The organism is Eubacterium sp. AF16-48, from assembly GCF_003479405.1.
GTDB classification, from domain to species: domain Bacteria; phylum Bacillota; class Clostridia; order Lachnospirales; family Lachnospiraceae; genus Eubacterium_G; species Eubacterium_G segne.
The window spans coordinates 56,838-70,824 of sequence record NZ_QUHB01000007.1 but is presented as its reverse complement, the minus strand read 5'-3'; the positions used below and the strand labels follow the sequence as shown (position 1 = coordinate 70,824).

At 36.1% G+C, this 13,987-nt stretch carries 14 protein-coding genes; 13 read left to right on the top strand and 1 reads right to left on the bottom strand.

What is annotated here, in order from left to right; translation table 11 throughout:
- The first annotated feature begins 96 nt into the window (after nt 1-96).
- From DWW68_RS08985 to DWW68_RS08960, 6 genes are all read left to right on the top strand, one after another.
- Complete coding sequence (locus DWW68_RS08985; protein WP_118589454.1) at nt 97-1,260, top strand: FprA family A-type flavoprotein; 1,164 nt, start codon at nt 97-99, stop codon at nt 1,258-1,260.
- A gap of 225 nt (nt 1,261-1,485) precedes the next feature.
- The gene (locus DWW68_RS08980) at nt 1,486-2,727 is read left to right on the top strand and encodes an ammonium transporter (protein WP_021952283.1); all 1,242 of its coding nucleotides are present in this window, start codon (nt 1,486-1,488) and stop codon (nt 2,725-2,727) included.
- Between the two features lie 40 nt (nt 2,728-2,767).
- Entirely contained in the window at nt 2,768-3,124 is a 357-nt protein-coding gene (locus DWW68_RS08975; RefSeq protein ID WP_021952284.1) for a P-II family nitrogen regulator, read from the top strand.
- Nucleotides 3,125-3,236: 112 nt separating this feature from the next.
- Nucleotides 3,237-4,124, top strand: a complete 888-nt coding sequence (locus DWW68_RS08970; protein ID WP_118589453.1) for a DegV family protein — start codon at nt 3,237-3,239, stop codon at nt 4,122-4,124.
- Between the two features lie 67 nt (nt 4,125-4,191).
- A complete protein-coding gene (locus DWW68_RS08965) occupies nt 4,192-5,067 on the top strand; it encodes a DegV family protein (RefSeq protein ID WP_118589452.1) in 876 nt (291 codons plus the stop codon).
- 2 nt (nt 5,068-5,069) lie between these two features.
- A complete protein-coding gene (locus DWW68_RS08960; protein ID WP_118589451.1) occupies nt 5,070-5,306 on the top strand; it encodes a cysteine-rich small domain-containing protein in 237 nt (78 codons plus the stop codon).
- Here DWW68_RS08960 and DWW68_RS08955 read toward each other — a convergent pair.
- Entirely contained in the window at nt 5,267-6,088 is an 822-nt protein-coding gene (locus DWW68_RS08955; protein ID WP_118589450.1) for a hypothetical protein, read from the bottom strand. The genes DWW68_RS08960 and DWW68_RS08955 overlap by 40 nt on opposite strands.
- A gap of 539 nt (nt 6,089-6,627) precedes the next feature.
- On the opposite strand from DWW68_RS08955, the gene DWW68_RS08950 reads away from it, so the two are divergent.
- The 7 genes from DWW68_RS08950 (at nt 6,628) to DWW68_RS08925 (ending at nt 13,678) form a co-directional block, all read left to right on the top strand.
- Nucleotides 6,628-8,058 (top strand): immunoglobulin-like domain-containing protein, encoded by a 1,431-nt coding sequence (locus DWW68_RS08950; protein ID WP_118589449.1) that lies wholly within the window; start codon nt 6,628-6,630, stop codon nt 8,056-8,058.
- Nucleotides 8,059-8,069: 11 nt separating this feature from the next.
- Nucleotides 8,070-8,774 carry an acyl-ACP thioesterase domain-containing protein gene (locus DWW68_RS08945; RefSeq protein ID WP_021952288.1) on the top strand — a complete coding sequence of 235 codons (705 nt, stop codon included), beginning with the start codon at nt 8,070-8,072 and terminating at the stop codon, nt 8,772-8,774.
- Between the two features lie 17 nt (nt 8,775-8,791).
- Nucleotides 8,792-9,682: a S1-like domain-containing RNA-binding protein gene (locus DWW68_RS08940; RefSeq protein WP_021952289.1), complete on the top strand. Its 891-nt coding sequence runs from the start codon at nt 8,792-8,794 to the stop codon at nt 9,680-9,682.
- Nucleotides 9,683-9,821: 139 nt separating this feature from the next.
- Nucleotides 9,822-10,940 (top strand): sn-glycerol-3-phosphate ABC transporter ATP-binding protein UgpC, encoded by a 1,119-nt coding sequence (gene ugpC / locus DWW68_RS08935; RefSeq protein WP_021952290.1) that lies wholly within the window; start codon nt 9,822-9,824, stop codon nt 10,938-10,940.
- A 14-nt stretch (nt 10,941-10,954) separates the two neighbouring features.
- Nucleotides 10,955-11,101 carry a hypothetical protein gene (locus tag DWW68_RS13485; RefSeq protein ID WP_158576861.1) on the top strand — a complete coding sequence of 49 codons (147 nt, stop codon included), beginning with the start codon at nt 10,955-10,957 and terminating at the stop codon, nt 11,099-11,101.
- A 22-nt stretch (nt 11,102-11,123) separates the two neighbouring features.
- On the top strand, nt 11,124-11,288 hold the full coding sequence (locus DWW68_RS13480; RefSeq protein WP_158576859.1) for a hypothetical protein: 165 nt from the start codon (nt 11,124-11,126) through the stop codon (nt 11,286-11,288).
- A 206-nt stretch (nt 11,289-11,494) separates the two neighbouring features.
- Nucleotides 11,495-13,678, top strand: a complete 2,184-nt coding sequence (locus DWW68_RS08925) for a glycosyl hydrolase (RefSeq protein ID WP_021952291.1) — start codon at nt 11,495-11,497, stop codon at nt 13,676-13,678.
- Nucleotides 13,679-13,987 lie beyond the last annotated feature (309 nt).

The following is a 13,987-nucleotide window of genomic DNA, read 5'->3' as shown; positions in this document are numbered from 1 at the left end:
TAATGCAGATTCGTTAATTATGAAAGTTGACGCAACTTTTTGTGCAATGCTATAATTGATAAAAATATAATAGGTTATTTGGAAGGAGCAGGACAAATGGTAGAAAAAGTTACAGACACCATATTAAATGTTGGAGTTAATGATTATGATATAAAGATTTTTGAAAATCAGTATATATTAGAAAAGGGAATGGCATATAATTCATATGTTATTTTAGATGAAAAAGTGGCAGTGATGGATACTGTGGATGAGCATGTAACGGAAGAGTGGCTTGTCAAAGTGGATGAGGCATTGCTGGGAAGAAGTGTTGACTATCTTGTAGTGCAGCATATGGAACCGGATCATTCAGGCAGTATAATGGCATTGGTTAATAAATTCCCTAATATGAAAATAGTTGGAAATGCAAAAACTTTTCAGATGATAAATCAGTTCTTCCATGTGGATTTAGGAGACAAAAAAGTGGTTGTAGCTGAGGGAGATACATTGGAACTGGGAAAACATACTCTTAGCTTTGTAATGGCACCTATGGTTCACTGGCCGGAGGTTATGGTTACATATGATAGTGCTGAAAAGGTTCTTTTTAGTGCAGACGCCTTTGGAAAATTTGGCACCAGGGATGCAGATGAGGACTGGACATGCGAGGCAAGAAGATATTTCTTTAATATTGTTGGTAAATATGGTGCACAGGTTCAAATGCTTCTGAAAAAATTAGCAGGCGTTTCAGTGGAAAAAATATGCGCCCTTCACGGACCTGTATTAACTGAAAAACTTGAATATTATATTGGAAAATATGATATTTGGAGCAAATATGAGCCGGAAGATAAAGGGGTATTCATAGCCTATGCATCTATACATGGAAACACAGCCAAGGCAGCAGAAAAATTAAAAGAAATGTTAGAGGAAAAAGGTTGTGAAAAAGTTGCAATATGTGACCTGTGCAATGAGGACATTCACGAAGCAATAGAGGATGCATTCAGATATGACAGAATGGTACTGGCTGCCTCAACTTATGATGGTGGAGTTTTCCAGCCAATGGAGACATTTTTAAATATACTTAAATCGAAAAATTATCAGAAAAGAACAGTGGCTATTATGGAAAATGGCTCCTGGGCACCAATGGCAGCAAGAGCAATGAAGGCATCTCTTGAAACCATGAAACAGATAGAAATTCTAGAACCGGTTGTTTCAATTAAATCTGCAATGAATGATGAAAATGTAGAGCAGATGAAAAAAGTAGTAAAAGAACTTGTGAATTTATAAAATTAAGATTCAACTAAGATTTAATTGATTTTCTAAACTTTCACTTGAAATAATTAAGCTTCGATGTTAATATTTTAAGTGAACAAGGACGTTCGACATATGATATATGTGTCGGGTGTCCTTTTTTGCATTGAGAATCTTATCAGCCTACCCCCTAACAAAGGCTGACAAATAGGAATTTTGGTGCCAAGACTGAAAAATATATATTTAACGGAGGTATTATTTATGAACACAGGGGATACAGGATTTATGATTATCTGTGCGGCATTTGTATTTTTTATGACGCCGGGACTTGCTTTTTTCTATGGAGGACTTGTTAGAAGAAAAAATGTTGTAAACACTATGATGGTATGCGTAGCCATAATGGGATTATCAGTTTTTATGTGGACTTTATTCGGATATTCTTTAGCATTTGGTGGAAACCACGGCGGAATTATAGGAGATTTCAGATGGTTTGGACTAGAAAATGTAGGCATGGAGGCGGGGCCTTACGCCGATACAATTCCTCATCTTGTATTTTGTGCATTCCAGATGATGTTTGCAATGATTACGCCGGCACTTATAACCGGAGCTTTAGTAGGAAGAATGAAATTTAAGGCATTGTTTATATTTATTGCCTTATGGTCAATAGTTGTTTACTATCCATTGGCACATATGGTATGGGGCGAAGGCGGACTTTTGGCAGAAATAGGTTCCGTGGATTTCGCAGGAGGAGATGTTGTACATATAAGTTCAGGTGTCAGCGCTCTTGTTTTGGCAATTATTTTAGGAAGACGAAAAGGATATGAAAGAGTAACATATCGTATTCACAATATACCTTTTGTAGTTTTAGGAGCTACAATTTTATGGTTTGGCTGGTTCGGATTTAATGCAGGAAGTGCCTTAGGGGCAAACGGATTAGCTGCCCACGCTTTTATGACTTCAGCAATTTCTTCAGCAACAGCACTGTTGGCGTGGATGCTTCTTGATGTTATAAATGATAAAAAGACAACCTTAGTTGGCGCTTCTACAGGTTTGGTTTTAGGGCTTGTGGCAATTACACCGGGAGCCGGATTTGTTCCAATCTGGTCATCATTTATTATAGGTGCCTTAGTCAGCCCGATATGCTATTACGGAGTAATTCTGGTTAAGAAAATAATTAAAATAGATGATGCTCTTGATGCTTTTGGCTGTCACGGAATTGGCGGTATCTGGGGCGGAATAGCAACCGGAATATTTGGAAAAAGTTCAATTAACAGTGTGGCAAAATGGGATGGCCTGGTTTTTGGCGACTGGCGTTTATTTGCAGCCCAGATAGAAGGAATAGCTATAACAATTTTAATTGCAGTTGTAGGAACGCTGATTTGCGTAGGCATTGTCAGAATCTTCACACCTTTAAGAGTAACTCTTAGGGAGGAACAAATCGGACTTGATATTACACAGCACGGAGAAAGTGCTTACCCTACATTTAACGGAATGGATCAGTAGAATTTTAAAATAATAAATAACCTATATGGAGGTAATCATTATGATGATTAAAATAGAAGCAATTGTCAGGGAAGAAAAGTTTGAAGACGTAAAAAATGCTTTGGCAGACATTAATGTAAACGGACTTACGGTTTCTCAGGTTATGGGATGTGGAATCCAAAGAGGATATAAGGAAATAGTCCGTGGTATGGAGGTTGACATTCAGATGCAGCCAAAAATTAAATTTGAGATTGTAGTATCTTCTGAGGAATGGGCAGATAAAACCATAGCTGCAATTAAAAAGGCAGCGTATACCGGTGAAGTGGGAGATGGTAAAATTTTTAGCTATGAGATAAGAAGTGTTGACAAAATCCGTACAGGTGAGACAGGATATGCCGCAATTCAGCAGCAGGAATAAGACTTCAAGTAAAACTTAACCTTTTTCGCTTCTTGCCTAAAATATACAATAATGTTATAATTCAAAAATGTAAAAACTAAACTATGTAAGCCAATTAGAAAGGAGCAGGATGATGAGTGATTATGTAATCAGCTGTTGCTCAACTGCAGATTTATCAGCAGAGCATTTTGAAGAGAGAAACATTAATTATGTTTGTTTTAAATACGAATTAGATGGCGTAAGCCACTATGATGATTTAGGCAAAACAATGCCTTTTGACAAGTTTTATCAGGCTATGGCAGACGGAGCGGAAACAAAGACATCACAGGTTAATGCAGACGAATATGAAAAATATTTCAGAAAGTTTTTAGAAGATGGAAAAGATATTTTGCATCTTTGCCTTTCATCAGGAATTTCAGGCTCAATTAATTCAGCAATGATTGCAAAGTCAGCATTAGAGGAGGAATTTCCTGACAGAAAGATATATGTATTAGACTCCTTAGCAGCATCGTCAGGCTTCGGACTTCTTATGGATAAAGTGGCAGACCTAAGAGATGAGGGGATGTCAATTGATGAATTAAAGGATTGGGTAGAGGCAAATAAGAGAAGGGTAAATCACTGGTTTTTCTCTACTGACCTTACATTCTACATAAAAGGTGGAAGAGTTTCAAAAACGGCAGGATTTTTCGGAGGAATCCTTGGAATATGCCCGCTGTTAAACGTTGATTTAAACGGTAAGCTTATTCCGAGAGCCAAAGTAAAGGGAAAAAGAAAAGTAATAAAAGAAATAGTTGCCAGAATGGAAGAATTAGCAGAGGATGGGTATGACTATTCACAGAAATGCTATATTTCCAATTCTGCATGTTTAGAAGACGCACAGGCAGTAGCAGCCCTTGTTGAAGAAAAATTCCCTAAGCTTAACGGAAAAGTGGAAATTAACAGTATTGGAACTACTATTGGAAGCCATACCGGTCCCGGAACAGTAGCGTTATTCTTCTGGGGAAAGGAAAGAGTGGATTAAGCCGATTGCCCCATAAGGCATAAGGACCATTATCAGGTGTTTAGGCAAAAAGAAAGGATAATAATATATGAAAACAGCGGTTATGACCGACAGCAATAGCGGAATAAAGCCGGAAGAAGGAGAAAAACTTGGAGTTTTTTCTCTTTCCATGCCGGTTATTATAGACGGAAAAGTTTATTTTGAAGGAAAAGACATAGAAGAAAAGGAATTTTATGATAGTATGATTTCCGGAAAGGATGTGACATCATCACAGCCTTCACCGGGAGATGTTATGGATATGTGGGATAGCATATTAGAAAATGGTTATGATGAGGTGGTATATATACCTATGTCCAGTGGACTTAGTGCATCATGTCACGCAGCAATCCAGTTATCTGAGGAATACGACGGTAAGGTGCAGGTAGTGGATAATCACAGAATATCAGTAACCATGAGAGAAGCGGTAAAGGATGCCAAGTGGATGGCAGATAACGGTGTATCAGCTAAGGAAATAAAAGATGCATTAGAAAAAAATGCTTATGATTCAGTTATTTTCCTGACTGTAGACGACCTTAAATATCTGAAAAAAGGTGGAAGAATAACACCGGCAGCAGCAACTCTTGGTGCTGTTTTAAACATAAAGCCGATACTTACTACTGTAGGAGAAAAATTCGACGCCATTGAAAAAGTTCGCGGCATGAAGAAAAGTTTAGCAAAGCTTTTGGATTACACAGAAGAGTTTGTGAATAAAACACTAGCAGAAAAGCCGGATGCAGAAATAAGAATTGGTGCGGCAGGAACTTTTACAAATGATCAGGCAGCAGAAGAATGGTACAATGAAGTAAAGGAAAGATTCCCGAATGTTAAGGATATTTATTATAATCCTCTTTCTTTTAGCATATGCTGTCATACAGGCCCTGATGCAGTGGGAATCGGTGTAAGTGTAATACTTAGGGACGAATAAATATGAGTTATAAATTTTTCCAAAACAAGGAATGCGAATATTTTCCGTGCCATAAGGTGAAAGATACGAAAGATTTTAACTGTATGTTTTGTTATTGCCCACTATATCCCCTAAAGGATAAATGTGGCGGGAATTTTTCATACACCCCTAACGGTATTAAAGACTGTTCGGGATGTACTTTCCCACACCGGGCAAATAACTACGAATTGGTACTGGAAAAATTAAAGGATTTAATGTAGGACTTTTCCAAATATGGAAGAGTCCTTTTCATTATAATGAAGAAACCTATAATATCTATTATCATAATAACTTCTAAAACCTGTCCTAAGGTATATAAGGCACCAAAGTCGGAACCTAACCAGAAAACAAAGGTTGTAAGAATTTGCAGGGCAAAAGAAACGAACCAGGTCATTTTCCCCCATTTACGCTCATCACGACAGCAAACCTGAGGACACATCTTAAATAATCCACCACAAAACAGGAAAGTAGTTAAAACATTGCAGGCTAAATATACCATGCCGATAATCATGCCGGCTATACAAAGGCTTTCACCGTTTATAATAAAAGGAAGCACAGCCAAAACAATGTTTAAAATAATACCACTTACGGCAGACAATGAAGCCAGACTAAAACGTTTATTAGCTTTTCTCAAACTAAAGCATGCTACAAAAATACATATAAATCCCACAATATCATTAAAAATATCTATATGTATATTGTCAAAAAATACCTTATCAATAACCTTAGTTTCCACTGCATCGCTTGAAACATTAGTTTCACTGCCTACAAGGGGATGCCTTGTACTTTTACTTGAGGTATCCATCAGTTTATATGTACATGTGGCACCGTAAAGGGAATCAATATTATAATATTGAAACTCGCCGGTAACGGAAGATGAATTTTCGTATTTGTGGGGATATTTAATATTGGTTTTAACATCCATATCAAGGGCAATTAAAACAAATCCAACAGCCAGTAAAATAAAATATAAAGTAAAATGAGATTTCTTTGTGTTTGACATGATTCCTCCTAGTTTTACAAGATTATGACTTTCTCAGAACTAGCAAAAGTTATAAGCAAATATATAAGATGTTTTTACAACTAAAAACAATCTTTTGCTATGATATATGATACTAAAGTAATGGATTATCAATAATATCAAAAAAGAAAATCACACAATATATAATAACACGTAAATAGTCGTTGTTGGAAAATAATTTTAAGAATAAATGTAAATTAATATTTGCAATAAGCATTATATACACAATATCGAAATTTTATTATAACAAAAATATGGTATTAGGAATTATGATTTCAGTAGTATTTTTAATAGAATTATTGATAAATGAAAAAGTAGATAACTGATAATTAACAAAAAGAACTGAAGCGAAATACAGATCGCCTTCAGTTCTTTTTTTAGAAATAATTTAAGAATATTCTAAAAAAACATAATGCAATATTAGGCATTTCGTAACAAAAAAGTAATATAAATTAGTTTGTAAATTAAAATGAATAATAGTATAATAGGGTTTACTTTAAATTTGAAAGGAGTATAAACTAATGAAAGCATTGAAAAAAAGTATATCAATACTTATGGTTATTGCCATGATTGTAACCACTATAACAGGGGTTAATCTGGTAAATGGAACTAAGGAAGTAAGTGCAAAGGAAAGTGCAGCATATACAATTAAAGTTAATTTAGGAACTAATTGCACAACAATATATAACAGCAGGGGAAAAGCAATTAAAGCCATGATTTGCTCACCTAGTAATGAAACACCGGTGGGAACATTTTATGTACCGGTAAAATACAGATGGCATGAAATGATTGGCAATTGCTATGCACAGTATTGTACAAGAATTACAGAGGGAATATTATTCCATTCAGTATGGTACTACAAGAATGGTGATAAATCTACAATGTCAGTTTCAGCTTACAACGTTATGGGACAGAAGGCATCTCACGGTTGTGTAAGATTACTTTGCAAGGATGCAAAATGGATATATGACCATTGTGCAGTTGGAACAAAGGTAGTTACATTCTGGGGCAGCAAGAAAGATGATCCATTGCCAAGACCTTCATTTACACCAATTAGCAATGGAAAATTCACAGATTGGGATCCTACTGATCCGGACCCGGCTAACCCATATAGAAAGGCAGCACCTAAAATCAGTGCCGATACTACAAAAGTAGAATATGGAAAGAAAGTTAGACCTCTTGATTTAGTAACAATTAAAGATAGTGCAGGAAATGTGCTTACAAAGAAAAATGCAACTATCAAGGTAAAAGGAAAAATTAACACTAAGAAAATAGGAAAATATAAGGTTAAATTTACTGTTAAGGATTCCATTGGAAACACAAAATCAAAGACTATTACATTTTCAGTTGTAGATACTAAGAAACCTGTTATAACAGGAGCAAAATCTAAAAAGAATATTGCTATGGGAACATCTGAAAATCTTAAAAAAGGTGTTACTGCTAAAATGAAATCCGGAAAGAGACTTACATCAAAAATACAGACATATGTAAAATATAATAATAGAAGTGTAAAGGCTAAAAACGGAACATACAGATTTACTAAGGCTGGAACATATAAAGTTACATATAAAGTAAGGGGAACTAATAAGTTAGTAGCATCAAAAACAGTTACCTACAAGGTAGTTGACAAGAGAGTTAAGTTTGCCCTTAATACATCAGCTGTTACTATTAAGCAGGGCGAAGCCTTTGACCCATATAGCTATGTAAAGACTCTTAAAAATTATAAGAATGCTGATCTTAATGTAAAGAATAATATTACAATTAAGGGAGATGTGGATACATCTGTTCCGGGAACATATACTATCACATATACAGCTACTTATAACAAAAAGTCATATACAGCAAAGACAGCAACCCTTAAAGTTACAGTAGAAAAGGCAGAAGAGGAAACAACTCAGCCGGAAACACCTGGAGAGACAACTCCGGAAGAAACAACTACTGCAGCAGAATAGGTGGCTTAATAATGTATACATTTAATACTACGGTAAGTTATAGCAGATTAGATAGAAATGGCAGTGTTCCATACTATGAGATAATGAATTACCTTCAGGATTGCAGCACTTTTCAGTCTGTAGCCTTAGGTGTGGGACCTGACCATATGAAAGAGGTTAATAAAGGATGGGTGGTACTTGCCTACAAAATAAAACTTTATAAACCTTTGAAATTAGGGGATGAAATATGTGTTGGCACTGCACCTTCAAAATTTGGAAGGGTAATGGCTAACAGACAGTATTTCATCAAAGATAATGATGGTGAGTACGCAGTTAAGGCGGAAACCATATGGGCAATGATTGATCTAAAAAGCAGAATGCCCATAAGAATAAGCGACGATGAAACCAAAGCCTATTGTGAAGAAGAGATATTTGAGGAACTTCGTGTTTCAAGAAAATTAAGGCCTTCAGAAGATAGAAAGAAGCTTGAAAGTTTCAAGGTGCTTAGTTCATATATTGATGAAAACGGACACATGAACAATGCAAATTATTTGCGTGTAGCAGAGGAATACCTTCCGGTAAACAGGGATTTTAGTGAAATTGAAATTGTTTACAACAAAGAAGCCTTAGAAGGGGAGAAAATAATTCCTTATTTACATCAGGAGGAGAATGGACTTACCATTTCCTTTGAAAGTATGGATGGAGAGCTGCACACAATGATAAAGCTAACAAAATAAGTAATAAGCGGTATAAAATGGAAAAAAGAAATTTTAGAAATGAAAAAAGTGAATTAGATTCAAAAACTTTGGAATCAGGTGTAATAAAGCTGGGAAAAAGCCAGAATCTTAAGGTGGTAAAAAACACTGAGCACGGAGTTTATTTGGGAACGGAAGAGGATAAGGTACTGTTGCCTAAAAAGGAAGTTCCTGAAAATACAGCTGTGGGAGATACGTTGAGAGTGTTTGTATACAGAGATTCTCAGGAACGTCTGATAGCTACAATGGTACAGCCTGCTGCGGAAGTAGGGGAAACAGCATATCTGAAGGTTTCACAGGTAACAAATGTTGGTGCATTTTTAGACTGGGGACTGGGAAAGGAACTGTTTTTGCCATATAAGGAGCAGACAAAGGAGATAGAAGAAGGGGAAAAGGTTTTAGTAGGCATTTATATTGACAAAAGTAAAAGATTAAGTGCAACCATGAAAGTATATGATTATCTTACCTGCAATTCTACTCATGAACCGGAGGATATTGTAAGCGGAACAGTATATAATTATAATCCAAAGTATGGAGCCTTTGTGGCAGTGGACAATAAGTATCATGGACTTATACAGCAGAAGGAACTTACCCAAAAAGTGTATATAGGAATGCCTATCGAGGCACGAATAAAAAGTGTAAGACCTGATGGAAAAATGGATTTGTCATTAAGAAAAAAAGCATACCTTCAGGTAGATGATGATGCTAAAAAAATTGTGGAATTTATGGAAAATAACGGTGGAAAAATAGATTACACTGACAAGGCATCACCTGAGAGAATAAAAACGGATTTCAATATGAGCAAAAGTGAGTTTAAACGTGCTATCGGCAGATTGCTCAAAGAAAAACGTTTAACTATTGGTGAAAATAACATATTTTTAAACAAATAGTGCCACCCCTATGCAAATGTAACAAAGATTATTTCATTATTTTGTTTAATTACAATATAGCAATTTATGTCATTGTGATTTATTATTGTTGCATACAAATGGTTAGAGAAAACTATTTTTATTAGGAGGAAGAAAGTATATGGCAAGTTTATCATTAAGAAACATCTGCAAAGTTTATCCAAACGGATTCAAAGCAGTAAAAGATTTTAACCTTGAGATTAAGGACAAGGAATTTATTATTTTTGTAGGACCATCAGGTTGTGGAAAGTCAACAACACTTCGTATGATTGCAGGGCTTGAAGAAATTTCATCCGGTGAATTATATATTGGAGACAAATTAGTAAATGACGTAGAACCAAAAGACAGAGATATAGCAATGGTATTCCAGAACTACGCTTTATATCCACATATGACAGTATACGATAACATGGCATTTGGTCTTAAGTTAAGAAAAGTACCAAAGGCTGAACAGGAAAGATTAGTTAAGGATGCAGCTAAGATTCTTGACCTTGAGCAGTTACTTGACAGAAAGCCAAAGGCTTTATCAGGTGGTCAGAGACAGAGAGTTGCGATGGGACGTGCCATCGTTCGTAATCCTAAGGTATTCCTTATGGACGAACCACTTTCTAACTTGGATGCTAAGTTAAGAGTACAGATGCGTGTTGAGATTGCTAAGATTCATAAGAGATTAGGTGCAACAATTATCTACGTTACACATGACCAGACAGAGGCTATGACACTTGGTACAAGAATCGTAGTTATGAAGGATGGTGTTGTACAGCAGGTTGATTCACCAAAGAACTTATATGACAGACCGGTTAACTTATTCGTTGCAGGATTCATGGGTTCACCACAGATGAACTTCATTGATGCAGAAGTTGAAAAAGAAGGCAATGACATTAAGTTACATATTGGTCAGGCCAGAACATATATCACAGTTCCTGCAGAACAGGGCAAGAGACTTGAAGAAGGCGGATACATCGGTAAGACAGTTGTTATGGGTATCAGACCTGAAGACATTCATGATGAAGAAAGCTTCATTGAAATGTCACCTGAAAGTGCTTTCACAACAACTATCAGAATTTACGAATTACTTGGTGCAGAAGTTTACTTATACTTCGATGTTGAGGGATTTGATTGTACAGCAAGAGTAAATGCACGTACAACAGCAAGACCTGGTGATGAAGTTAAATTAGCTATGGATCTTACAAAGTTACATATCTTTGATAAGGAAACAGAGCAGGTTATTGCAAACTAAGAAACAGACACATTGTGTTAATATACAAAGGAACTGTTTACAATATTAAGCAGGTAAATATTATATTGGAGGATGCTGGTGCAAGCGAGTATTATATAGAAGTGTCTACCGACGGAGAAAATTGCGGAAGCAGAAGGAATGGGCAGACAACAGAATCGTAATGATGCCATCATCCTCTTTATTATGTCTAATGCGCGTTATGTTAGAATTGTGGGGACCGCAAGAAATACAAATCAAAGATCAACAAGCCCGGCAGTGACAACGGACCCGGTTACGGCAGAATCTGCGGAGACAACGACTCCGGTTGCAACGAAGTCTGACATGATAACTAATCAGGCAGCAACGTAGCCTGTCTCTACATCTGAACAGACTACAGCAAAGAGCTCTATAAAAGTCGCAAAAACCAAAGTGAAGAAGGCAGCGAAGGATAAAAATTCAAAGAGCGCAAAAATATCTTTGAAGAAAATAGAAGTGTTATGGTTCATGGCCTAGGATAAAGAAACTAAGCATGAAGTAGCATAGACAGTGTTCATTGACGAAAGAAAGGAGTTGCGGTGATTAATCAGATAAGGAAAAAAGAAAATCTGTTAAGACTGGTATTCATGATTGTAATGGTAATTATGCTTGTTCCGTTTTTTGGTATGAAAAAAGAAACGCAAGCCGCGCAAGCATTTGAAATTACTGCTCCAGCGAATAATGGATTAATTGGTGCAGGCTGTTTTGATATAAAATGGTCACCAGCTGTAGGATCATCTGTAAAAAACTATAAATTGTATATCGATGGGCAGTTGATTGCAACAACCAGTGATACCTCATATGAGTATTATACAACTAATGTAAAAATGTATACGGCATATGTAACGGCAGAATATAATAATGGAACAAGCAAGAGCACAGAAACAATAACTTTTGGAGTCACCAAAAAGGGGTTGTGTGCAAATGAGGAGATGGCAAGATATTTAGAGCCAGTGGAAATGAATATGGGCTGGTATTATAATTGGGCCGCATATCCACATACATATGAATCCTACAAAACAATGGAGTATGTTCCAATGATTTGGGGAACGGGAAATGAAGGAAGTATATCTTATGTAGCAGAAAATGGATATAAGCATCTGTTGGCATATAATGAACCGGATGCAGGTGGAGATATTGGAGGGAGCAACATAGATGTAAATACGGCGATTGGTCATTGGAATAATTTTCTGGGACATGATTATGTTTTGGGAACGCCGGCACCATCATTAAGCCCCTCATGGGATAATGGCGTGTGGTTTCGTACATTTATGAATGGAATCAATCATGATACGGTGGATTTTATTGCACTTCACTGCTATTACTGGCAATATACAGGAAAAGAAGCAGCTGAGACTTTTTTGAGAGAAGTGGTTGATAAAACATATGAGATGTATCATAAACCGATATGGATTACTGAATTTGCTGTTTATGGATGGCCGCATAATGACGTGGAACATATCGAATCCGTGAAAGAATTTATGAAAACTGCAATTGACGGATTGAATGCCAGACCTTATGTGGAAAGATATGCATGGTTTTCGTTTAATTCTACGAATGAGACGAATGGAATCGCATCATTATATAATTATGAGACAGGAGACTTAACAGAATTAGGAAGGCTGTATGTCGAGTATGGAAATCCGGAAGGATATGTGCAGTTACCACTTAAGGGACAAGAATACACATTATTTAGCGGGACAAGAAACACTTTGTTAGATGATGCAGTAACAATCAAGGATGAAATTTATGAGAATTTTGTAAGAAAGTCAGGAGTCAGCGTTGTTTCCACATCTGATGAAGGGAGTGACACTGGGGCAGATAAAGCAATTGACAGCGATATTGGAACCAGATGGGCATCTGCGCAAAAGGTGGACCCATCGGGATTAACGATTGATTTGGGACAGATTATTAATTTGAAGCAGATTAATATTATATGGGAAACAGCGAGTGCGAGAGAATATGATATAGAAGTGTCGTCAGATGGCCAAACATTCACGCGAATTGCAGAAGAGCGAGATGGAATTTCGTATAATTATAAAAATGACACGATGATTCTAGATAAAATGGTGAATGCCCGCTATATAAGAATTAATGGCACGTCTAGAAACACAGAATATGGGTATTCTATATGGGATATTGCTGTTTATGGAAAAAGTATTGATACAAAACCAGAGATAATTACAAGTGACAAAGTTAAAATCGAGGGATATCAGATAAGTGCCGTGAAAGGTGGAAGCCGAGTAATTGGTTCGGTAGAACCACAAATAAATAATGCCAGAGTCCTAAAATGGGGTTTTATATATGCATTAGATAGTTCCGAAGGACAGAATTTTAATGTGGATGATCGTGATATACGCATAGATTCTGATAACGAATATGTCAGAGTGTTTGAAACAAGCGATCAGGGAAACAGTAATGCTGTTTTAGGAGAATCATCCACAGCAATGTACTTTGTGAGAACAATGTTGTTCGCATCCACTACAGAAAAAGAATTTACTACGAAGTACAAGGTTAGAGCTTATGCTCAGCTACAGAATGGAGAATATGTGTATAGCAATGTATGTACATTTTCGGTTTATAATATCAGTGATTATCTGTACAGAAATAAGAAAATGAGTAACCTTTTATCTCATGAGTATTTGTATAACAATATATTGAAAGTGGTAAATCCATCTTATAAGAAAGTAGATTTTGAATGGTCGAATATTCTTGCAAAATAAATACAAAAAGGATAGTAAAAGGGGCTGTAAAAAAAGTCTCCTAAAAGTAAAACAGCTATGAGTTCGCGCTCATAGCTGTTTTTGGCTATAATTAATTATGCGACTAATTAATCAGGCTCTTTGTCAAGCATGGGGTAATCACTTATATATATAAGTTTGATGACAGATATGAAGGGCAGAGGGAGAAGCGTACACAAAAAATTCATTAAAATTTAAAATATAATGGAAGGCTTTCTCTTGTGTTTTGCTAAAAACTGGGTTAGAATATAAGTTGAATGATTGTTTAGGCAAGGTATAACTACAAGGAGA

Bases quoted from the DNA above. Each gene is read 5' to 3' on its own strand.
- DWW68_RS08960 (WP_118589451.1), top strand. From the start codon at position 5,070: ATGAGTTATAAATTTTTCCAAAACAAGGAATGCGAATATTTTCCGTGC.
- DWW68_RS08955 (WP_118589450.1), bottom strand. From the start codon at position 6,088: ATGTCAAACACAAAGAAATCTCATTTTACTTTATATTTTATTTTACTG.
- DWW68_RS08985 (WP_118589454.1), top strand. From the start codon at position 97: ATGGTAGAAAAAGTTACAGACACCATATTAAATGTTGGAGTTAATGAT.
- DWW68_RS08980 (WP_021952283.1), top strand. From the start codon at position 1,486: ATGAACACAGGGGATACAGGATTTATGATTATCTGTGCGGCATTTGTA.
- DWW68_RS08950 (WP_118589449.1), top strand. From the start codon at position 6,628: ATGAAAGCATTGAAAAAAAGTATATCAATACTTATGGTTATTGCCATG.
- DWW68_RS08965 (WP_118589452.1), top strand. From the start codon at position 4,192: ATGAAAACAGCGGTTATGACCGACAGCAATAGCGGAATAAAGCCGGAA.
- ugpC (WP_021952290.1), top strand. From the start codon at position 9,822: ATGGCAAGTTTATCATTAAGAAACATCTGCAAAGTTTATCCAAACGGA.
- DWW68_RS08940 (WP_021952289.1), top strand. From the start codon at position 8,792: ATGGAAAAAAGAAATTTTAGAAATGAAAAAAGTGAATTAGATTCAAAA.
- DWW68_RS08945 (WP_021952288.1), top strand. From the start codon at position 8,070: ATGTATACATTTAATACTACGGTAAGTTATAGCAGATTAGATAGAAAT.
- DWW68_RS08975 (WP_021952284.1), top strand. From the start codon at position 2,768: ATGATGATTAAAATAGAAGCAATTGTCAGGGAAGAAAAGTTTGAAGAC.
- DWW68_RS08970 (WP_118589453.1), top strand. From the start codon at position 3,237: ATGAGTGATTATGTAATCAGCTGTTGCTCAACTGCAGATTTATCAGCA.
- DWW68_RS13480 (WP_158576859.1), top strand. From the start codon at position 11,124: ATGTCTAATGCGCGTTATGTTAGAATTGTGGGGACCGCAAGAAATACA.